Below are 20481 nucleotides of genomic sequence, written 5' to 3' on the forward strand. Positions count from 1 at the left end.
ACCCCGCCGCGCCGGGACACCGGTCGGCACGGGCCGGGTCAGACCTCCGGCGGGCCGTCGGGTGCGCGGCGCCGCTGCGCGAGGTCGACCACGGCGGCGGCCAGCGCGATCAGGATGAACCCGCCCACGGCCAGCATGCCGAACGCGTAGGCGTCGTGATACACGACCAGCGTCGCCTCGTGATCCTGCTCCCGGTAGATCGTCGCGTAGAACAGCGACATGGCCACGGGCATGCCGATGGCGGAGCCGATCCGCTGCCCGAGCTGGCCCACCGAACCGGCGAGGCCCGCCTGCTTCACAGGGATGTCCGCGTACATCAGGGTCTGATTGGGCGAGACCACGAAGCCTCCGCCGAGCCCGGCCACCACCATCACGGCTCCCATGATCCAGCCCACGTGCTCGGGCGGTGCCAGCAGCGCGGCCGCCACGAGCCCCGCGATCCCCACCAGCATGGTCGCGACGCCGAACACGACCAGGCGCCGTCCGTGGTCGGCGACCATGCGTCCTCCCAGCCACGACGTCACCGCGCTCGCGAGCGCGAAGCCGATCACCACGAGCGCGGCGTCGAGCGCGGACATGCGCACGCCGCTCTGGAGGTACAGCGTCGTGATCAGGAACATCGCGGGCATGCCCATGAAATAGGCGCTGCCCACGAGCGCGCCATTGCGGAACGAGGCGGTGGCGAACAGCCCGAGGGGCAGCAGGGGCGTGCGTCCGCTGGCCGCATAGCGGCGCTCCCACAGGATCAGCACCGTCATCAGCGCCGCGAACAGCAGCAGCGACCACCACCGGGCCGGCGGGTCGTCCGGCGAGCCGGTGGTGAACAGGAACGGCAGCATGAGCGCGACCACCACGCCGCCGAACAGCAGGATGCCGACGGGGTCGAGCTCCAGTCGGCGTCGGGGGCCGCTCGCGCGCGGCAGCAGCCGGAGCGCGAACACGATGGCGACGACGCACAGGGGCACGTTCATCCAGAAGATCGCCCGCCAGCCCCACTCCTCGCCCGCCAGAGCGATGGAGATCCCGCCCACGACCGGTCCCAGCGCCGTGGCGAGTCCGACCGTGGCTCCGAAGAGCCCGAAGGCCCGACCGCGCTCGCGCCCCCGGAACAGCTGCTGGATGAGCCCCATCACCTGCGGCATGTGGATGCCTGCCGCCACGCCCTGCGCGACGCGACCGATCATCAGCACCGTCGCGTCCGGGGCGACCGCGCAGACGGCGCTCGCGACGGTGAAGAGCGAGAGCCCCACCACGAAGAGGGTGCGGCGGGAACGCTGGTCGCCGATGCGCCCCATCGGCACCATGAGCAGGCCGAGGGCCAGCACGTACCCCGACAGGATGAGCTGCAGCTCGGTGGATCCGACGTCGAAGCCGTGCTCGATCGACGGGATCGCGACGTTGACCTTGCTGAGATCCAGGAGCGTGACGGCGGCGACGCCGACGCAGACCCAGAATGCCGGCCAGCGCCGCTCGGCAGGCTCGCTCACGTCAGAACGGCAGCAGCGGGTCGATCGCGACCGCGACGAAGACGAGGGTCAGGTAGGTGATCGATGCGTGGAAGACGCGCATCGGCCCCGCGACCTCACCGCGCACGGTGCGGTTGTAGAGGCGGTGGGACTCGTAGAGGAACCACCCGCCGAACACGAGCGCCGAGACCGTGTAGACGACGCCCATGCCGGCGACCGGGATCAGCAGCAGCGAGCACGCCACGGTCGCCCACGCGTAGAGGATGATCTGCAGCCCGACCTGCACGCCGTTGCGCGTCGCGCCGAGCATCGGCACGTCGGTGTTGGCGTAGTCGGCCGCGTACTTGATCGACAGCGGCCAGTAGTGCGGCGGCGTCCACAGGAACACCAGCGCGAACAGGATGAACGGAGCCCAGTCCAGCGAGTTCGCGACGGCGGCCCAGCCGATCAGCACCGGGAAGCAGCCGGCGATGCCGCCCCACACGATGTTCTGCTCGGTACGGCGCTTCAGGATCATCGTGTAGATCACGACGTAGAAGAAGATCGCGGTCGCCGACAGCGCTGCCGTGAGCAGATTCGTCGTGACCAGGAACCACACGGTCGACACGATCGCGAGTGTCCACGCGAAGACGAGCGCATTGCGCGGCGAGATCTCGCCGGTGACGATCGGCCGCTTCTCTGTGCGCTGCATGTGCGCGTCGATGTCGCGATCGATGTACATGTTGAAGGCCGCCGCGGAGCCGGCGCTGAGCGAGCCGCCGATCACGGTCGCCAGCACGAGCCACAGGTTCGGCAGCCCGTCGGCGGCGAGGAACATCACGGGCACGGTCGAGACGAGGAGCAGCTCGAGCACGCGCGGCTTGGTCAGCGCGACGTAGGCGCGGATCTTGCGCCCCACCCCGGCCTTGTCGCGGCCGCTCGTGTCGCGCTCGGCGCCGATGGTCGTCGTGGCCATGCCTCTCCTCACCGCACCCATGTCCCGCTGCCTGCGCACACAGAGGCACAGGCCCGTCCAGTCTAGGGCATCCGGCGGGTGCGGCCGCCTCCGCGGGGTGCGCGCGGCGGCGCGGCGGGGCCCCTTTCGGCGGGCGTCAAGGGGGCACGTCCGGGGTGGGCCCCGGGACTATGCTGGGGGCACACGCGCGCCCGGGCCGGGCGCCCCGCGGTGGCCCCACACGGCCCCGCCGAGCGGCCCGCACAGGCGCACCACCCCACCACGAAAGGGCATCCGGTGACGGAACTGCGTTGGGATGAGATCGACAGGCGCGCCGTGGACACGGCCCGCGCTCTCGCGGCGGACGCCGTGGAGAAGGTCGGCAACGGCCACCCGGGCACGGCGATGAGCCTCGCGCCCGCCGCCTACCTGCTGTATCAGCGGGTCATGCGGCACGACCCGGCCGATGTGCACTGGGCGGGACGCGATCGCTTCATCCTGTCGGCGGGCCACTCGTCGCTCACGCAGTACGTGCAGCTCTACCTGGGAGGCTTCGGCCTCGAGCTCGACGACCTCAAGGCGCTGCGCACGTGGGGCTCGCTGACGCCGGGACACCCCGAGTTCGGCCACACGGACGGCGTCGAGATCACCACAGGACCGCTCGGCCAGGGCCTCGCCTCGTCGGTCGGATTCGCCTACGCCGCGCGCTACGAGCGCGGCCTGTTCGACCCCGACGCTCCGGCGGGCGAGAGCCCGTTCGACCACTTCGTCTACGTGATCGCGTCCGACGGCGACATCCAGGAGGGCGTCACCAACGAGGCATCCTCGCTCGCCGGCCATCAGCAGCTCGGCAATCTCGTCGTCATCTACGACGCGAACCAGATCTCGATCGAGGACGACACCAACGTCGCCTTCACCGAGGACGTCGCGGCCCGCTACGAAGCGCTCGGCTGGCACGTGCAGACCGTCGACTGGAAGAAGACCGGCGAGTACGTCGAGGACGTCGCCGCCCTGTACGACGCGATCGAGGCCGCGAAGGCAGAGACGTCGAAGCCCTCGATCATCGTGCTCAAGACGATCATCGGCTGGCCCTCGCCGGGCAAGCAGAACACGGGCAAGATCCATGGCTCGGCCCTGGGCGCCGACGAGCTGGCCGCCACCAAGAAGGCCCTCGGCTTCGACCCGGACGAGACGTTCGCCGTCGCGGACGACGTGATCGCCCACACCCGCTCGCTCGCGGAGCGCGGCGCCGCCGCCAAGGCCGAGTGGCAGGAGAGGTTCGACGCGTGGGCCGACGCGAACCCCGAGCGCAAGGCGCTGTGGGACCGCCTCCAGACCGGCGAGCTGCCCGACGACATCGAGTCGGCGCTGCCGGTGTTCGACGCCGGCAAGGACGTCTCGACGCGCGCGGCCTCGGGCCAGGTGATCAACGCCCTCGCTGCGCGGCTTCCGGAGCTGTGGGGCGGATCGGCCGACCTCGCCGAGTCGAACCTGACCACGATCAAGGACGCGCCGTCGTTCATCCCCGAGCAGTGGTCGACGCACGAGTGGTCGGGCAGCCCCTACGGTCGCGTGCTGCACTTCGGCATCCGCGAGCACGCGATGGGCGCGATCGTCAACGGCATCGTGCTGCACGGGCCGACGCGTGCCTTCGGCGGCACGTTCCTGATCTTCAGCGACTACATGCGTCCCTCGGTCCGCCTGGCGGCGCTGATGGACATCCCGAGCATCTTCGTCTGGACGCACGACTCCGTCGCCCTCGGCGAGGACGGCCCGACGCACCAGCCGATCGAGCAGCTCACGGCCCTGCGCGCCATCCCCAACTTCACGGTCGTGCGCCCGGCCGACGCGAACGAGACCGCCGCGGTATGGCTCGAGATGCTGCGACGCCGCAAGGGACCGGCCGGCATCGCGCTCACGCGTCAGAACATCCCGGTGTTCGAGCGCGCCAGCGACGATCAGAACGGCGGCGCGGCATCGGGCGACACGTTCGCCTCGGCGTCGCTCGCGGCGAAGGGCGCGTACATCCTCGCCGAGGCCCCGAACGGCACGCCCGACGTCATCCTCATCGCCACGGGATCGGAGGTGCAGCTGGCCGTCGCCGCGCGCGAGACGCTCGCCGCCGAGGGCGTGAACGCCCGCGTCGTGTCGGCACCCTCCCTCGAATGGTTCGCCGAGCAGGACGAGGCCTACCGCGAGAGCGTGCTGCCGGCGTCGGTCAAGGCGCGCGTGTCGGTCGAGGCCGGTCTCGCGCTCAGCTGGCGCCCCGTCGTCGGCGACACGGGCCGCTCGGTCTCGATCGAGCACTTCGGCGCGTCGGCCGACTACAAGACCCTGTTCGAGAAGTTCGGCGTGACCGCCGAGGCCGTGGTCGACGCGGCCCGCGAGACCATCAAGGAGAACGCATGACCACCCCCACCGCTGAGCTGTCCGCCGCCGGCGTGAGCATCTGGCTCGACGACCTCTCGCGTCAGCGCATCCTGTCGGGCAACCTGGCAGAGCTCATGAGGTCGCGCGACGTCGTGGGCGTGACGACCAACCCGACGATCTTCGCGCTCGCGCTCTCGAAGGGCGAGGCCTACGAGGGCCAGGTCGAGCAGCTGGCGCGCGCCGGCGCAGACGTCGACGAGGCGATCTTCACGATCACCACGGACGACGTGCGCAACGCGTGCGACCTGTTCCGGCCGATCTACGACGAGACGGACGGCGTGGACGGGCGCGTGTCGATCGAGGTCTCCCCCGATCTCGCGCACGACACCGAGGGGACCATCGCGCAGGCGAAGGACCTGGCCGCGCGCGTCGACCGCCCGAACGTGCTGATCAAGATCCCCGCGACGAAGGCCGGCCTGCCGGCGATCACCGAGGTCATCGGCGCCGGCATCAGCGTCAACGTCACGCTGATCTTCAGCCTCGAGCGCTACGACGCCGTGATCGACGCCTACCTCGCGGGCCTCGAGAAGGCGCGCGACGCGGGCATCGACCTGTCGGGCATCCACTCGGTCGCGTCGTTCTTCGTGTCGCGCGTGGACACGGAGGTCGACAAGCGCCTGGCGGCGATCGGCACCGACGAGGCCACGGCGCTCACGTCGCAGGCCGGCCTGGCGAACGCGCGCCTCGCGTACGAGCTGTACGAGAAGCGCTTCGCGGAGAGCCGCGCCACGGACCTCGTGGCCGCCGGCGCCAACGTGCAGCGTCCGCTCTGGGCCTCGACCGGCGTCAAGGACCCCGAGCTGCCCGACACGCTCTACGTCACGGGGCTCGTCGCGCCGGGCACCGTCAACACCATGCCCGAGAAGACGCTCGAGGCGACGTTCGACCACGGCGAGGTCACGGGCGACACCGTGACCGGCGCATACGCCGAGGCGCATGAGCTGTTCGACAAGCTGGCCGCCATCGGGGTCGACTTCTCCGACGTCACCGAGGTGCTCGAGTCGGAGGGCGTCGAGAAGTTCATCGCCTCATGGCACGAGCTGCAGGCCACCGTCGCCGGCGCGCTCGAGGGAGCGGCGAAGGGAACGGACGCGTGACCATCTCCATCCGCGTGTCGGGCGCTGCGGAGGCCGCGGTCGCGACGCACCTGCCGGCGCTCATCGAGGACATGGTCGCCTCCCGCATCACGAACCTCGACCCCACCCTCTGGGGCCCGGACGCCGAGGACGAGGCGTCGAAGCGCCTCGGCTGGGTCCAGGCGGTGTCCGTGTCGCGTCCGCTGGTCCCGGAGATCCTCGAGCTGCGTGACCAGCTGCGCGCGAAGGGAGTCGACCGCTTCGTGCTCGCGGGCATGGGCGGCTCGTCGCTCGCCCCCGAGGTCATCACGCAGACCGCCGGCGTCGACCTGACCATCCTCGACTCCACGGCGCCCGGCCAGGTGCTCGCGGCGCTCGACGGCGGCCTGGAGCGCACCGCGCTCGTGGTGTCGTCGAAGTCGGGCTCCACGGTGGAGACCGACTCGCAGCGGCGGGCGTTCGAGGCCGCGTTCCGCGACCTCGGCATCGACCCCGCAGAGCGGATCATCGTCGTGACCGATCCCGGTTCGCCGCTCGACGAGTCGGCGCGCGCCGCGGGCTACCGCGTCTTCAACGCGGACCCGACGGTCGGCGGGCGCTACTCGGCGCTGACCGCCTTCGGCCTGGTGCCTTCTGGCCTGGCCGGCGCCGACATCGACGAGCTGCTGGACGAGGCCGAGGCGTCGCTGCTGCAGGTGGCGATCGACGCCCCCGAGAACCCGGCTCTGGTGCTCGCGGCCGCGATCGCCGGCTCCTCCTCGCCGGACGGCGTCCGCCGCGACAAGCTGGGACTGATCACCGACGGCACCCACATCGTCGGTCTCCCCGACTGGATCGAGCAGCTCATCGCCGAGTCGACCGGCAAGCTCGGCACGGGCATCCTGCCCGTGGTGCTGCTGCCCGTGTCGCCCGAGCTCGAGAGCAAGCCGGGCGACCTGCAGATCGTGCGCCTGGTCGACGACGCCGACGAGGTCGAGCACCGCCATCCGGGCGAAGTGCTCGTCAGCGGCACGCTCGGCGCGCAGCTCGTGGTGTGGGAGTACGCCACGGCCATCGCGGGGCGCATGATCGGCATCAACCCGTTCGACCAGCCCGACGTCGAGTCGGCCAAGGTCGCCGCCCGCGGTCTGCTGGACGCGCGTCCCGAGCCCACCGCCCCGGCGTTCGTCGAGGCGGGCGTCGAGGTGCGCGTGAGCGACCCCGCCCTCGCGGCCGGCGGCACGATCCAGAGCGTGCTCGACGCGCTGTGGGCAACGCTCCCGCAGGATGGCTACGTCTCGATCCAGGCCTACGTGAATCGCCTGGAGATCCCGCAGCTGCAGGGTCTGCGCGAGATGGTCGCGGCCGACTCCGGTCGGCCCACGACGTTCGGCTGGGGTCCGCGGTTCCTGCACTCGACCGGCCAGTATCACAAGGGCGGTCCGGCGCAGGGCGTGTTCCTGCAGATCACCGAGCGCACCGAGGTCGATGTCGAGATCCCCGAGCGCCCGTTCACGTTCGGACAGCTGATCGAGGCGCAGGCCGCCGGCGACGCGGCCGTTCTCGCCGAACACGGCCGTCCGGTCGTGACGCTGACGCTCACCGACCCGCAGGCCGAGGTGCTGGCGCTGTTCGAGGCGGCGCAGTGACCCGGACCCACGCGTCCAGCACCCGGGAAGGTCGTACGCGATGACCGTCGACATCTCGCGCGGGCGCAACCCGCTGCGCGATCCCGGCGATCGCCGGCTGAACCGCATCGCGGGCCCGAGCGCGCTCGTGATCTTCGGCGTGACGGGAGACCTGTCGCGCAAGAAGCTCATGCCCGCGGTCTACGATCTCGCCAACCGCGGCCTGCTTCCGCCGGGCTTCGCGCTCGTCGGGTTCGCGCGCCGCGATTGGGAGGACCAGGACTTCGCGAAGGTCGTGCACGATGCCGTGAAGCAGTACGCGCGCACGGAGTTCCGCGAGGAGACCTGGCAGCAGCTGCAGCAGGGCATCCGCTTCGTGCAGGGCGAGTTCGACGACGCCGCGGCGTTCCGTCGTCTCCGCGAGACCGTCGACCGGCTGGACGTCGAGCGCGGAACCATGGGCAACCACGCGTTCTACCTGTCGATCCCGCCCAAGGCGTTCCCGGTCGTGGCGCAGCAGCTGCTCGACTCGGGCCTCGTGGACGACAATCCCGATGACGACCGGTGGCGCCGCGTCGTGATCGAGAAGCCGTTCGGGCACGACCTGGCGTCGGCGCGAGAGCTGAACGACGCGCTCGAGGCGGCCTTCCCGGCCGACTCGATCTTCCGAATCGACCACTACCTCGGCAAGGAGACGGTCCAGAACATCCTGGCCCTGCGCTTCGCCAACGAGCTGTACGAGCCGATCTGGAACCGCAACTACGTCGACCACGTGCAGATCACGATGGCCGAGGACATCGGCGTGGGCGGGCGCGCGGGCTACTACGACGGCGTCGGCGCCGCCCGCGACGTGATCCAGAACCATCTGCTTCAGCTGCTCGCGCTCACGGCCATGGAGGAGCCGATCAGCCTGTCGGCCGAGCACCTGCGTGCCGAGAAGGAGAAGGTGCTCGCCGCCGTGCGGCTGCCGGACGACCTGTCGACGGCCACGGCCCGCGGCCAGTACGCGGGCGGCTGGCAGGGCGGTGAGCGGGTGTGCGGCTTCCTCGAAGAGGAGGGCATGAACCCGCAGTCGGCCACCGAGACGTACGCCGCGCTCAAGCTCGAGATCGCCACGCGCCGCTGGGCCGACGTTCCGTTCTACCTCCGCACCGGCAAGCGACTGGGACGTCGCGTCACGGAGATCGCGGTCGTGTTCAAGCGCGCGCCCGAGCACCTGTTCTCGCGCGGTCAGACGGCCGAGCTCGGCCAGAACGCGCTCGTGATCCGCGTCCAGCCCGACGAGGGCGTCACGATCCGGTTCGGATCGAAGGTTCCCGGCACCGGCACGCAGGTGCGCGACGTGACCATGGACTTCGGCTACGGGCATGCCTTCACGGAGGCGAGTCCCGAGGCGTACGAGCGGCTCATCCTCGATGTGCTTCTCGGCGACCCGCCGCTGTTCCCCCGTCACGAGGAAGTGGAGCTGTCGTGGAAGATCCTCGACCCCGTCGAGGAGTACTGGGCCGCGCAGGGCGGCCCGGTCGAACAGTACGACCCGGGCTCGTGGGGTCCGCCGTCCGCTGACGAGCTCCTGGCCCGCGACGGCCGCGTCTGGAGGCGCCCGTGATCATCGATCTGCCCGACACCACCGTCAGCAAGGTCGCACGCCAGCTGATCGACACGCGCGAGGAGGGCGGCGCCGTCGCCCTCGGACGTGTGCTCACCCTGGTGATCAAGTCGAACCACCGGCTCAGCGAGGATGCGATCGAGGCGGCCAACGACGCGTCCCGCGAGCACCCGATGCGCGTGATCGTGCTGATGACCGAGCCCGGCGGGGAGGCACGCCTGGACGCGCAGATCCGCGTGGGCGGCGATGCCGGCGCGAGCGAGGTCATCGTGCTGCGCGCGTATGGCGACGCCGCGAGCAACGAGTCGACGCTGCTCACCGGACTGCTGCTGCCCGACGCGCCCGTGGTCGCATGGTGGCCGGACGATCCGCCCGTGCGGCCCGGCGCCTCGGCGCTCGGCCGTATCGCGCAGCGCCGCATCACCGATTCGTCGACCGCGCGGCACTCGGCCGACCGCCTGACCGAGCTGGAGAGCTCGTACACACCGGGCGACACCGACCTGGCCTGGACGCGACTCACGCGCTGGCGCGAGCAGCTGGCGGCTGTGCTCGATCAGCCGCCCTACGAGCCGGTCACCGCGGTGTCGGTGCGCGGCGCCTCCACGTCGCCCTCGACCGCGCTGCTGGCCGCGTGGCTCGGCCTCGCGCTCGAGCTGCCGGTCGACTGGCAGTACGAGGACCCGTCGGTCTGGGATCACGGGATCCACTCGGTGCGGCTCACCCGCCCCGGTGGCGACATCGTGCTCGAGCGTCAGACCGACTCGCTCGCGCTGCTCACCCAGCCCGGACAGCCGGATCATGAGCTGCACCTGCCGCGTCGCTCCCTGCGCGAGTGCCTCGCGGAGGAGCTGCGCCGCCTGGACCCCGATCGGCTCTACGGCCGTGTGATCAGCGAGGGCTGGTCGCGACTGGCCGAGCCGAGAGGATCCGCCTGATGACGGATCGCAGAGTGGTGGTGCTGCCCGACAAGGCGCAGCTCGCGGAGAACGTCGCGAATCGGTTCGTCGGCAAGATCGCCCAGCTGACCCAGGAGGGTCGCACGGTGCACGTCTCGCTCACAGGCGGCTCGATGGGGTCCGCCGTGCTGCAGGCCACGGCCGAGCACGGCTGGGCCGGCAACATCGACTGGTCGCTCGTGCACTTCTGGTGGAGCGACGAGCGGTTCGTTCCGCGTGACGACGCAGAGCGCAACGCGGGCCAGGCACGCGCCGCGCTGCTCGACAGGGTCGGGGTGCCGGCCGAGAACGTGCACGAGCCGGCGGCGACCGGCGAGGAGCTGACGCTCGACGAGGCGGCCGACGCGTATGCGGCCGAACTCGCGCGCTTCGGCACCGCCGAGCACCCGTGGCCGGCGTTCGACGTGTGCTTCCTGGGGGTCGGGCCCGACGGCCACATCGCCTCGCTGTTCCCCGACCGGGGCGAGGTGCTGGTCGTCGATCGCGCCGTGCTCCCCGTGCGCGAGTCGCCGAAGCCCCCGCCGGAGCGGATCACGTTCACCCTGCCCGTGATCAACTCGTCGGCGCACATCTGGATGGTCGTCGCGGGTGCCGACAAGGCATCCGCGCTGGGGCTGATGCTCGCCGGCGCCGGACATGCGGGCGTGCCGGCCGCAGGAGCCGAGGGCACCGCCGGCACGATCGTGTTCGTCGACCGGGAGGCCGCCGCGCACGTGCCCGAGGATCTCATCGACCCGGACTACTGAGGGTGCTCCCCCACGCATGACGAAGGCCCCCGCCATCGGCGGGGGCCTTCGTCATGCGGATCAGAGGCCGCGCTTCTCGCGGAGCTTCTGCAGCGCCTCGTCGAGCAGCTGCTCGGCCTCGTCGTCGGTGCGACGCTCCTTCACGTAGGCGAGGTGCGTCTTGTACGGCTCGTTCTTCGCCACGGCCGGCGGGTTGTCCTTGTCGCGACCGGCGGGAAGACCCGAGTTCGGGTGGTCGACGATGTCCGGGATCTCCTCCTCGGGCACCCCGGCGGCGTAGTAGCGGACCGTCTCATTGCCGAGGCCGTCCCAGTAGCTCACGGCGATGCGCTCGGCGTGGTGACCGTGGTCCTGCTCGCCCATCGGGCCCGAGCCCACACGGGTGCCGCGGATCGCGTTTCCTCCTACAGCCATGTCAGATCACCTGGAACTTGGTCACGAGGCCGAGGCCCACGATGGAGAAGAACCACACCAGCGCCAGCACGATGGTGATGATGTTCAGGTTGCGCTCGGCGAGGCCCGACGAGCCGATCGCCTGCGACATGCCGCCGCCGAACATGTCGGACAGTCCGCCGCCGCGGCCCTTGTGAAGCAGGATCAGCAGCGTCAGGAGCAGGCTGGTGATGCCCAGCAGCACCTGGAGGATGAATTCGATGATCTGCACCGGATTACCCTACACGCCCACGTGCTTCTGGAAGCGGATGATCGCCGCGAACTCGTCGACCAGCAGGCTAGCTCCGCCGACGAGCGCGCCGTCGACGTCGGGCTGGCGCATGAAGCTCGCGATGTTGGCCGCCTTGACCGAGCCGCCGTACAGGATGCGCGTGCGCGCCGCGGCGTCGTCACCCAGCTTCGCGCGCACGACGTCGCGCAGCGTGGCGCACACCTCCTGCGCCTGGTCGGGGGTGGCCGCCTGGCCCGAGCCGATCGCCCAGACCGGCTCGTACGCCACGACGATCTCCGCCGTCGAGGCGACGCCGTCGAGCGCCACCTCGAGCTGTCCGACCGGCACGGCGCTCGCGCCATGCTTCTCGAGATCCTCGGCGGTCTCGCCGACGCAGACGACGGGCACGAGCCCGTGCTTCAGCGCGGCCTTGACCTTGGCGGCGACCAGCTCATCGCTCTCCGAGTGGTATTCGCGGCGCTCGGAATGACCGATGATCACCTGGGCCACGTCGAGCCGCTTCAGGAACGCCCCCGAGATCTCGCCGGTGTACGCGCCCGAGTCGTGCGCCGACAGATCCTGCGCGCCGAGACCGAACGGGATCTTGTCGGCGTCGATCAGGGTCTGCACGCTGCGGATGTCGGTGAACGGCGGGAACACCGAGACGTCGACCGCGTCGAACTCGTGCTTGGCGTCCTTCAGGGCCCAGTGCAGCTTCTGCACGAAGGCGACCGCCTGCAGGTGGTCCAGGTTCATCTTCCAGTTCCCCGCGATCAGCGGGGTGCGCGTCGTCACAGCGACCATCCGAGCACCTCCAGGCCGGGAAGCTTCTTGCCCTCGAGGAACTCGAGGCTGGCACCGCCGCCGGTCGAGATGTGGCCGAAGCGGTCGTCGTCGAAGCCGAGCTGGCGCACGGCCGCGGCCGAGTCGCCGCCGCCCACGACGCTGAGGCCGTCGACCTCGGTGAGCGCCTGCGCGACGGCCTTGGTGCCGGCCGCGAACGGCGCGAGCTCGAACACCCCCATGGGACCGTTCCAGAACACCGTCTTCGAGCCGCGGATCGCGTCGGCGAAGGCGGCCGCGGTCTCCGGGCCGATGTCGAGGCCGAGACCCGACGCGCCGAACGCCGTCTCCTCGATCGCGTCGGCCGCCGTCACCTCGTGCTCGGCGTCGGCGCCGAAGGCCGACGCCACGACGACGTCGGTCGGCAGCACGAGCTCGACGCCCTTCTCCTCCGCCGCGCGGATGTAGCCGCGCACGGTATCGATCTGGTCCTGCTCCAGCAGGCTCGCGCCCACCTTGTGCCCCTGCGCCGCGAGGAAGGTGAACAGCATGCCGCCGCCGATCAGCAGACGGTCGACGCGCGGCAGGAGGTGGTCGATCACACCGAGCTTGTCGGACACCTTCGATCCGCCCAGGACGACCGTGTACGGACGCTCGGGGTTCTCGGTGAGGCGGTCCAGCACGTCGAGCTCGGCGGCGATCAGGAGGCCGGCCGCGCTCGGCAGCAGCTCGGCGAGGTCGTACACGCTCGCCTGCTTGCGGTGCACGACGCCGAAGCCGTCCGACACCATCACATCGCCGAGACCCGCGAGCTGCTCGGCGAAGGCACGACGCTCAGCATCGTCCTTCGCGGTCTCGCCCGCGTTGAAGCGCAGGTTCTCGAGCACCGCGACGTCGCCGTCCTCGAGCGCCTCGACCGCCTCGTGGGCGGACTCGCCCACCGTGTCGCGGGCGAAGGCGACAGGCTTGCCCAGCAGCTCCGACAGCCGCTGGGCGACCGGCGCGAGGCTGTACTGCGGGTCGGGCTCCCCCTTGGGGCGGCCGAGGTGCGAGCACACCACGACGCGAGCGCCCGCGTTGATCAGCGCGTTCAGGGTCGGGAGCGACGCGCGCACGCGCCCGTCGTCCGTGATGCGTCCGTCCGTGAGCGGGACGTTGAGGTCGCAGCGCACGATGACGCGCTTGCCGGCGACCGAACCGAGGGATTCGAGAGTTCGCAGAGACATCGATCCGACTCTACCCCGCGGGCGCCCACGGCGAAGGCCCGCCGGCTCCGGATCTCCGGTGCCGACGGGCCCTCACATGCATCGCGTCTGTCGCGTCAGAGACGCTCGCCGACGTACTCCGCGAGGTCGACCAGACGGTTCGAGTAGCCCCACTCGTTGTCGTACCAGGCCGAGACCTTGGCCAGGGGGCCGGCGACGCTGGTCAGGCCCGAGTCGAAGATCGACGAGAACGGGTTGAGCTGGATGTCGCTCGACACCAGCGGGTCCTCCGAGTACTGCAGGATGCCGTTGAGACGCCCCTCCGCAGCGGCGGCCGCGTACGCGGCGTTGATCTCGTCCTTCGTCAGCCCGTCCTTCGTCACGAGGGTCAGATCGACGATCGAGCCGGTCGGCACGGGCACCCGGTAGCTGGTGCCGTCGAGCTTGCCCTGCAGCTCGGGCAGCACGAGCCCGATGGCCTTGGCGGCGCCGGTCGACGTGGGGACGATGTTGACCGCGGCCGCACGCGCGCGACGGAGGTCCTTGTGCGGGCCGTCCTGCAGGTTCTGGTCGGCCGTGTAGGCGTGCGCGGTCATCATGAAGCCGCGCTCGATGCCGAACGCGTCCTGGAAGACCTTGGCCAGCGGCGCGAGGGCGTTCGTGGTGCACGACGCGTTCGAGATGACGTGGTCGTTCTCGGGGTCGTAGCGGTCCTCGTTCACGCCCATCACGAACGTGGGAGCCGGGCCGCTCGCCGGCGCCGAGATGAGCACCTTCCGGGCGCCGCCCTGGAGGTGCTTGGCGGCGTCATCGGGCTTGGTGAAGCGGCCCGTCGACTCGATGACGATGTCGGCGCCGATCTCGCCCCACGGCAGGGCGGCCGGGTCCTTCTCGGCGAAGGCGCGGATGGTCTTCCCGTCGACCGTGATCGACTGCTCGTCGTAGGTCACGTCCTTGCCCAGCGGGCCGCCCACCGAGTCGTACTTGAGCAGCTGCGCGAGCGCCTTGTTGTCGGTGAGATCGTTGACACCCACGATCTCGAAGTCTGCGCCCTGGGCGAGAGCGGCGCGGACGAAGTTGCGGCCGATGCGGCCGAAGCCGTTGATTCCGATCCTGACGGACACTGAGGTCTCCTGTTTGTCTAGCGCGCGGACGCGCGCGGTGGGTATGACGTCCGATCCCGGCGGGCACGCACCCCGCCGGGATCTGGCGTCGTTCAGCCGGCGACGAGCAGTCCGGCGGTCTTCTCGCGAGCGGCGTCGAAGCGGGCGGCGACATCCTGCCAGTTGGCGATGTTCCAGAACGCCTTGACGTACTCCGCCTTCACGTTGAGGTAGTCGAGGTAGAACGCGTGCTCCCACATGTCGAGCATGAGCAGCGGCGTGAGGCCCAGCGGCACGTTGCCCTGCTGGTCGAAGAGCTGGAAGATCGCGAGGCGCTGGCCGATCGCGTCCCAGGCCAGCACCGACCAGCCCGAGCCCTGGATGCCGTTGGCGACGGCGCCGAACTGCGCCTGGAAGGCGGCGAACGAGCCGAACTGGTCGGCGATCGCGGCGGCGAGCTCGCCCTCGGGCTCGCCCCCGCCGTTCGGCGAGAGGTTGTTCCAGAAGATGGTGTGGTTGGTGTGACCGCCGAGGTGGAACGCGAGGTCCTTCTCGAGCTTGTTCACGTTGGCGAAGTCGCCGCTCTCACGCGCGGCGGCCAGCTGCTCGAGCGCCGTGTTGGCGCCCGCCACGTAGGTGGCGTGGTGCTTGTCGTGGTGCAGCTCCATGATCTTGCCCGAGATGTGCGGCTCGAGCGCCGCGTAGTCGTAGGGCAGATCGGGGAGGGTGTAGACAGCCATGCGATGTTCCCATCCGCGCCGGGCTGCCGGCGCTATCGGTGTACCTCCGCGTCGCTCGCGCGACGGGACCGGACGATCCTCATCCTAGTGACGCCGAACCCCCTGGGGATGCCCCTTGACGGGACGCCGGACACCGACCGCGCCCGTCGGCCTCGTCAGGCCGAGCCCACAGCGGATACCCCGACCCGCGCCTCGCGCGGGCCCGCCGAGCGCGGGCGCGGGAACGGCTCAGGAGCCGGCGGGAACGGCCGACTCGGTGCCGGGCACGCCGTCCTGCTCGGCCCGCTTGTCGGCCATCGCGAGCAGCCGGCGGATGCGGCCCGCCACGGCGTCCTTCGTGAGCGGCGGCTCGGCGTGGTGACCGAGCTCGTCGAGGCTCGCATCTCGGTGGGCGAGGCGCAGCTCCCCCGCCTGGCGCAGGTGCGCGGGCACCTCGTCGCCCAGGATCTCGAGCGCGCGCTCCACACGCGCACACGCGGCGACCGCCGCCTGCGCCGAGCGGCGCAGGTTCGCGTCGTCGAAGTTGACGAGGCGGTTCACGCCCGCGCGCACCTCGCGGCGCTGCCGCAGCTGGTCCCACTCGTCGGCCGTCTGAGCCGCGCCCATCGCGACGAGCATGCCCCGGATGGCCTCGGCCTCGCGCACCACCACGCGCGGCACGCCGCGCACCTCCCGCGCCTTGGCGGCGATGCCGATGCGGTGCGCGGCGCCGACCAGAGCCATGCCGGCCTCCCCCGTCGGGCAGGCGATCTCAAGCGAGGCGGAGCGGCCCGGCTCGGACAGGCTCCCCGACGCGAGGAACGCGCCACGCCAGACCGCCGACAGGTCGTCGCGCGAGCCGGTGGTCAGGCGGTTGGGCAGTCCGCGCACGGGCCGCCGACGCATGTCAAGCAGGCCGGTCTGCCGGGCGAGCGTCTCGCCGCCGTCCACCACGCGCACCGCGAACGACTCGCCCTCACGGCTGCCAGAGCCCTGGATGCGGGCCAGCTCGGGGCGCACGCCGTAGATCTCGGCGATGTCGCGTGCCGTGCGGCGTGCCAGATCGGGGGTGTCCACCTCGGCCTCGACCGCCACGCGGCCGGCGATGGAGTGCAGCCCGCCGGCGAAGCGCAGCAGCGCCGTCAGCTCAGCGACTCGCACGGTCGGACGCGGGTCCCGTACCGCGATCAGCTCGGCCTTGACATCGGCGGTCAGTGACACCGTTCTCCCCACTTCTCAGACTGCAGCGCCACAGCGGGCGCGAAGGAACAGCCTACCGGGCAGGCGGGCGTCTCACCCGGGGGCTACTTCCCAGCCAGGGGCGCTACTCGGCGTGCGCTCCCTCGATCAGCGCGCCCACGACATCCTGGAGGGCGGGGACATCCGCCGTCGCGCCGAGGATGGCGGGCGCCGGGGGCGACCCCGGCACGGTGTGCCCGCCGCCTTCGACGCGGTACAGCACCACTTCCCCTGGCCCCGCGCCGTAGCGGATGCGCGACACCGCGGGGCGCTGCCGCGCCCGCCGGGCCGGCTGCACCATGCCCCGACGGGAGGGCACCTCAGCCTCGTCCGGAGCGGCGTCGATGCCGTTGCGGCGCGCGAGGTACTCAGCCGTCTGGGGCGCGGACAGGGCCGCTCCCGAGACCCGGAAGAGCCAGCGCGCATACCAGGGCATGGGACCGCCGTGGTACGGGACCACAGGGTCCGCCGTGCCGTGGACGACGACGACCGGGGACGGCCGCGGTGACGTCCCGCCCTGCTCGGAGAGCCAGTTCTCCGGCACGGGCTGCGTCGCCGAGATCACGACGGCTCCCGCGAGCGCCTCCGGTACGCGGTGCAGCAGCGTCAGCACCATCTCGCCGCCGTTGGAGTAGCCGACCACGTGGACCGGCCCGGTGCGATAGCGCTCGGCGGCGTGTGCGACGAGGGCGTGGAAGAAGGCCACCTCATCGATGCCGACACGTCGCGCCGCGAACCAGTTCTCGCGGCGGTCGTCATTCCAGTGGCCGCGCCAGCCATCCGGATACAGCACCACCGCTCGCCCTTCCGCGGCGAGCCGGTCGAGCGCGCGGCCGGTGAAATCGCGGAAGCCGGCGCCCGTCTGCGTGGAGCCGTGGAACGCGATCACGAGAGCGCGGCCCTCGGGGCCCTCGTCGGCCCCGACCGCCGTGAACGCGCGCAGCCGGCCGTCGATCCGCAGCTCGTGGCGCGTCGGCTCGTGGCGCGTCGGCTCGCGCATGGGACCGACGTCTACTCGCGACCCAGATCGCGGTGGCGGACGCGCACGGCGACGCCCGGCACGTCCTTGAGTCGCTCGGCGAGCGCGTTCGCCATCGCGACGGAGCGATGCTTGCCGCCGGTGCAGCCCACCGCGACGGTGGAGTGCCGCTTGTTCTCGCGCTGATACCCCGCGAGCACGGGGCGCAGCGCGGTCGCGTAGGCGTCGAGGAAGTCGGTGGCGCCCTCCTGGCCGAGGACGTACTCGCTGACCTCCGCGTCCTCACCGGTCAGCGCGCGCAGGTCGTCGTTCCAGAACGGGTTCGGAAGGAACCGCATGTCGGCCACGAGGTCGGCGTCGGGCGGTACGCCGTACTTGAAGCCGAAGCTCTGCACGGTGAGCGTGTGCGCCGGCGCCTCGGCATCCGCGAAGAGGTCGGACACCCGGTTCGCGAGCTGATGGATGTTGAACCGCGTGGTGTCGATGATCACGTCCGCGCTCTCGCGCAACGGCTGCAGCAGCGCGCGCTCCCGCTGGATGCCGTCGACGAGCGTGCCGTTGCCCTGCAGCGGGTGCGGACGGCGCACCGCCTCGAAGCGGCGCACGAGGACGTCGTCGGACGCGTCCAGGAAGACCACGCGGAGATTCCGGCTGTGCCGGATCGCCTGGGCCTCGGCGGGCAGCTCGGCGAACAGGTCTCGTCCGCGCACGTCGACCACCGCGGCGACGCGCGGAAGCCGGCCCCCCAGACGGCCCGCGAGGTCGAGAAGCGGCCGGAGCATCTGAGGCGGCAGGTTGTCGACGACGTACCAGTCGAGGTCCTCGAGGGCGTTCGCCACAGTCGACCGACCGGCCCCGGACATGCCGGTGACGATCAGCACCTCACCCGTGCCACCCGGCTCCTCGCCGCGCTGCCCCGCGTCGTCGATCATCAGCTCCACCCTATGCCGTCGCGCCGTCCGCCGTGGCGACGGCCGCCAGCCCGTCGATCGCGGGGGCCGACTGCCCGGCGGGCGCGTCGGGCGATTCGGCGGCCTGCAGGTGCCGGTGGACCGTCTCTGCCAGCTTCGGGCCGATGCCCGGCAGCTCCTCGATCTGGGCGACCGTCGCGCTGCGCAGCGCGGCGACCGATCCGAAGTGCCGCAGCAGCGCCTTGATGCGGGTCTCGCCGAGGCCCGGCACCTCGCTCAGCACACTGCGGATGTCGCGCTTGCGCCGGCGCCGCTGGTGCGAGATCGCGAAGCGGTGGGCCTCGTCGCGCAGGCGCTGGACGAGGTAGAGCGCCTCACTGGTGCGCGGCAGGATGACCGGGAAGTCATCGCCGGGCAGCCAGATCTCCTCGAGCCGCTTGGCGATGCCGCACAGGGCGATCTCCTCGTGCCCGGACTCGCGCAGCGCGCGCGCCGCGGCCTCGACCTGCGGCTTGCCGCCGTCCACGATGAGCAGCTGCGGCGGGTAGGCGAAGCGCCGGCGCTTCTTCGGCTGCGTCTCCACCACGACCCCGGCCTCGGCCGGGGCGACCTCCTGCGCCTCGGCCGGGGCGGCCTGCGCCTCGGCCGCATCGCCGGTTTCCTCCGGGCGGTCGAGGTGCGCCAGCCGGCGCGTGAGCACCTGGTGGATCGAGTCGGTGTCGTCGGTCGTCTCGGCGATCGAGAACGACCGGTACTGATCCTTGCGAGGCAGCCCGTCCTCGAACACGACCATGGAGCCGACCACGTTGGTCCCCTGCAGATGCGAGATGTCGAAGCACTCGATGCGCAGCGGCGCCTCGTCCATGCCGAGCGCCTCCTGGAGGTCGCTCAGAGCCTGCGTGCGCGCGGCGTAGTCGCTCGTGCGCCGCGTCTTGTGTCGCAGCAGCGCCTGCTGCGCGTTGAGCGTGGCGTTGCGCAGGAGCTCGGCGCGCTGACCGCGCTGAGCGACCGCGATCTCGACCGCCTTTCCGCGCCGCACGCGCAGCCACTCCTCGAGCTCGTCGGCGTCGGGCGGCAGGACGGGCACGAGCACGCGCCGCGGGATGTCCGCGGGCGCGGCGTCGCCGTAGACCCGCTGCAGGATCTGGTCGACGAGATCGCCGCCCGCGATGTCGAGCTCCTTGTCGATCGTCGTGGAGCTCACGCCCCGCACGCGGCCGCCGCGGATCACGAAGTGCTGCACCGCGGCCGACAGCTCGTCTTCGGCGACGCCGAACAGGTCGGCGTCGGTGTCGCTCGGCAGCACCAGCGCGCTCTTGTTCAGCACGGCCTCGATGGACGTCAGCTTGTCACGCAGCACCGCCGCCTGCTCGTAGTCCATGGCCGCTGCGGCGGCCTTCATGCGGGCCGTCAGATCGCGGGTGAAGCGCTCGTCGCCGCCCTGCATGAAGGCGATGAAGTCGTCGACGATCGCCCGGTGCTCCTCGATCGTCACGCGGTGCGAGCAGGGACCGCCGCACTTGCCGATCTGACCGGGGAAGCAGGGGCGCCCGGTCTGCATCGCCCGCTTGTACGACGCGTCGCTGCAGGTGCGGATCGGGAAGACCTTGATCATCAGGTCGATCGTGTCGTGCACGGCCCACACCTTCGGATACGGGCCGAAGTACTTGGCACCGGGGATGCGGCGGTTGCGCGTGACCATGACGCGAGGGGCCTCGTCACCGAGGGTGATCGCCATGAACGGGTAGGACTTGTCGTCCTTGTAGCGCACGTTGAACGGCGGATCGAACTCCTTGATCCACTGGTACTCGAGCTGCAGGGAGTCGACGTCGGTGGGGACCACGGTCCACTCCACCGAGGCGGCCGTGGTGACCATGCGCCGCGTGCGCTCGTGCAGGGTGTGCAACGGAGCGAAGTAGTTCGACAGCCGCTGACGCAGGTTCTTCGCCTTGCCGACGTACAGCACGCGTCCATGCGCGTCGCGGAAGCGGTAGACCCCCGGATTGGTGGGGATCTCCCCCGGCTTCGGCTTGTAGGGAAGCTGCCCCGCCATG

General features: G+C 71.1%; 18 protein-coding genes. 6 read left to right on the forward strand and 12 right to left on the reverse strand.

Annotated features, from left to right (window positions below; all coding sequences use genetic code 11):
• Nucleotides 1-38: 38 nt before the first annotated feature.
• Nucleotides 39-1487 carry an MFS transporter gene (locus tag ABTW64_RS10820; protein WP_350622227.1) on the reverse strand — a complete coding sequence of 483 codons (1449 nt, stop codon included), beginning with the start codon at nucleotides 1485-1487 and terminating at the stop codon, nucleotides 39-41.
• Nucleotide 1488: 1 nt separating this feature from the next.
• Nucleotides 1489-2421, reverse strand: coding sequence for a heme o synthase (locus ABTW64_RS10825; RefSeq protein WP_350622229.1), 933 nt, complete (start codon nucleotides 2419-2421; stop codon nucleotides 1489-1491).
• A gap of 276 nt (nucleotides 2422-2697) precedes the next feature.
• On the opposite strand from ABTW64_RS10825, the gene tkt reads away from it, so the two are divergent.
• Genes tkt through pgl form a run of 6 tightly spaced genes read left to right on the forward strand, consistent with a single transcriptional unit; the run spans nucleotide 2698 to nucleotide 10824 of the window.
• A complete protein-coding gene (gene tkt / locus ABTW64_RS10830; protein ID WP_350622231.1) occupies nucleotides 2698-4809 on the forward strand; it encodes a transketolase in 2112 nt (703 codons plus the stop codon).
• On the forward strand, nucleotides 4806-5927 hold the full coding sequence (tal, locus tag ABTW64_RS10835; protein WP_350622233.1) for a transaldolase: 1122 nt from the start codon (nucleotides 4806-4808) through the stop codon (nucleotides 5925-5927). The genes tkt and tal overlap by 4 nt, the downstream gene beginning before the upstream one ends.
• Nucleotides 5924-7534 (forward strand): glucose-6-phosphate isomerase, encoded by a 1611-nt coding sequence (locus ABTW64_RS10840; protein ID WP_350622235.1) that lies wholly within the window; start codon nucleotides 5924-5926, stop codon nucleotides 7532-7534. The genes tal and ABTW64_RS10840 overlap by 4 nt, the downstream gene beginning before the upstream one ends.
• Before the next feature lie 40 nt (nucleotides 7535-7574).
• Nucleotides 7575-9122 carry a glucose-6-phosphate dehydrogenase gene (zwf, locus tag ABTW64_RS10845; protein WP_350622237.1) on the forward strand — a complete coding sequence of 516 codons (1548 nt, stop codon included), beginning with the start codon at nucleotides 7575-7577 and terminating at the stop codon, nucleotides 9120-9122.
• A complete protein-coding gene (locus tag ABTW64_RS10850; protein ID WP_350622239.1) occupies nucleotides 9119-10057 on the forward strand; it encodes a glucose-6-phosphate dehydrogenase assembly protein OpcA in 939 nt (312 codons plus the stop codon). Before zwf ends, ABTW64_RS10850 begins: the two co-directional genes overlap by 4 nt.
• Nucleotides 10057-10824, forward strand: coding sequence for a 6-phosphogluconolactonase (gene pgl, locus ABTW64_RS10855; RefSeq protein ID WP_350622241.1), 768 nt, complete (start codon nucleotides 10057-10059; stop codon nucleotides 10822-10824). The genes ABTW64_RS10850 and pgl overlap by 1 nt, the downstream gene beginning before the upstream one ends.
• A gap of 60 nt (nucleotides 10825-10884) precedes the next feature.
• Here pgl and ABTW64_RS10860 read toward each other — a convergent pair whose 3' ends face one another.
• From ABTW64_RS10860 to uvrC, 10 genes are all read right to left on the reverse strand, one after another.
• Entirely contained in the window at nucleotides 10885-11238 is a 354-nt protein-coding gene (locus tag ABTW64_RS10860; protein WP_350622243.1) for an RNA polymerase-binding protein RbpA, read from the reverse strand.
• A gap of 1 nt (nucleotide 11239) precedes the next feature.
• Nucleotides 11240-11488, reverse strand: coding sequence for a preprotein translocase subunit SecG (gene secG, locus ABTW64_RS10865; RefSeq protein ID WP_350622245.1), 249 nt, complete (start codon nucleotides 11486-11488; stop codon nucleotides 11240-11242).
• A gap of 9 nt (nucleotides 11489-11497) precedes the next feature.
• Entirely contained in the window at nucleotides 11498-12292 is a 795-nt protein-coding gene (gene tpiA, locus ABTW64_RS10870) for a triose-phosphate isomerase (protein WP_350622247.1), read from the reverse strand.
• Nucleotides 12280-13497, reverse strand: a complete 1218-nt coding sequence (locus tag ABTW64_RS10875) for a phosphoglycerate kinase (RefSeq protein ID WP_350622249.1) — start codon at nucleotides 13495-13497, stop codon at nucleotides 12280-12282. Before ABTW64_RS10875 ends, tpiA begins: the two co-directional genes overlap by 13 nt.
• A 95-nt stretch (nucleotides 13498-13592) precedes the next feature.
• A complete protein-coding gene (gene gap / locus ABTW64_RS10880; protein ID WP_350622251.1) occupies nucleotides 13593-14600 on the reverse strand; it encodes a type I glyceraldehyde-3-phosphate dehydrogenase in 1008 nt (335 codons plus the stop codon).
• Nucleotides 14601-14692: 92 nt separating this feature from the next.
• Nucleotides 14693-15319, reverse strand: coding sequence for a superoxide dismutase (locus ABTW64_RS10885; RefSeq protein ID WP_350622253.1), 627 nt, complete (start codon nucleotides 15317-15319; stop codon nucleotides 14693-14695).
• 228 nt (nucleotides 15320-15547) lie between these two features.
• Nucleotides 15548-16519, reverse strand: coding sequence for a DNA-binding protein WhiA (gene whiA / locus ABTW64_RS10890; RefSeq protein ID WP_350622255.1), 972 nt, complete (start codon nucleotides 16517-16519; stop codon nucleotides 15548-15550).
• A 103-nt stretch (nucleotides 16520-16622) separates the two neighbouring features.
• Complete coding sequence (locus ABTW64_RS10895) at nucleotides 16623-17537, reverse strand: CE1 family esterase (protein WP_350622257.1); 915 nt, start codon at nucleotides 17535-17537, stop codon at nucleotides 16623-16625.
• Nucleotides 17538-17548: 11 nt separating this feature from the next.
• Nucleotides 17549-18448 carry an RNase adapter RapZ gene (rapZ, locus tag ABTW64_RS10900; RefSeq protein WP_350622259.1) on the reverse strand — a complete coding sequence of 300 codons (900 nt, stop codon included), beginning with the start codon at nucleotides 18446-18448 and terminating at the stop codon, nucleotides 17549-17551.
• Between the two features lie 10 nt (nucleotides 18449-18458).
• Nucleotides 18459-20480, reverse strand: a complete 2022-nt coding sequence (gene uvrC, locus ABTW64_RS10905) for an excinuclease ABC subunit UvrC (protein WP_350622261.1) — start codon at nucleotides 20478-20480, stop codon at nucleotides 18459-18461.
• Between the last annotated feature and the right edge of the window lies 1 nt (nucleotide 20481).

The sequence above is a fragment of the Microbacterium sp. NPDC096154 genome (assembly GCF_040302945.1).
Lineage (GTDB): Bacteria > Actinomycetota > Actinomycetes > Actinomycetales > Microbacteriaceae > Microbacterium.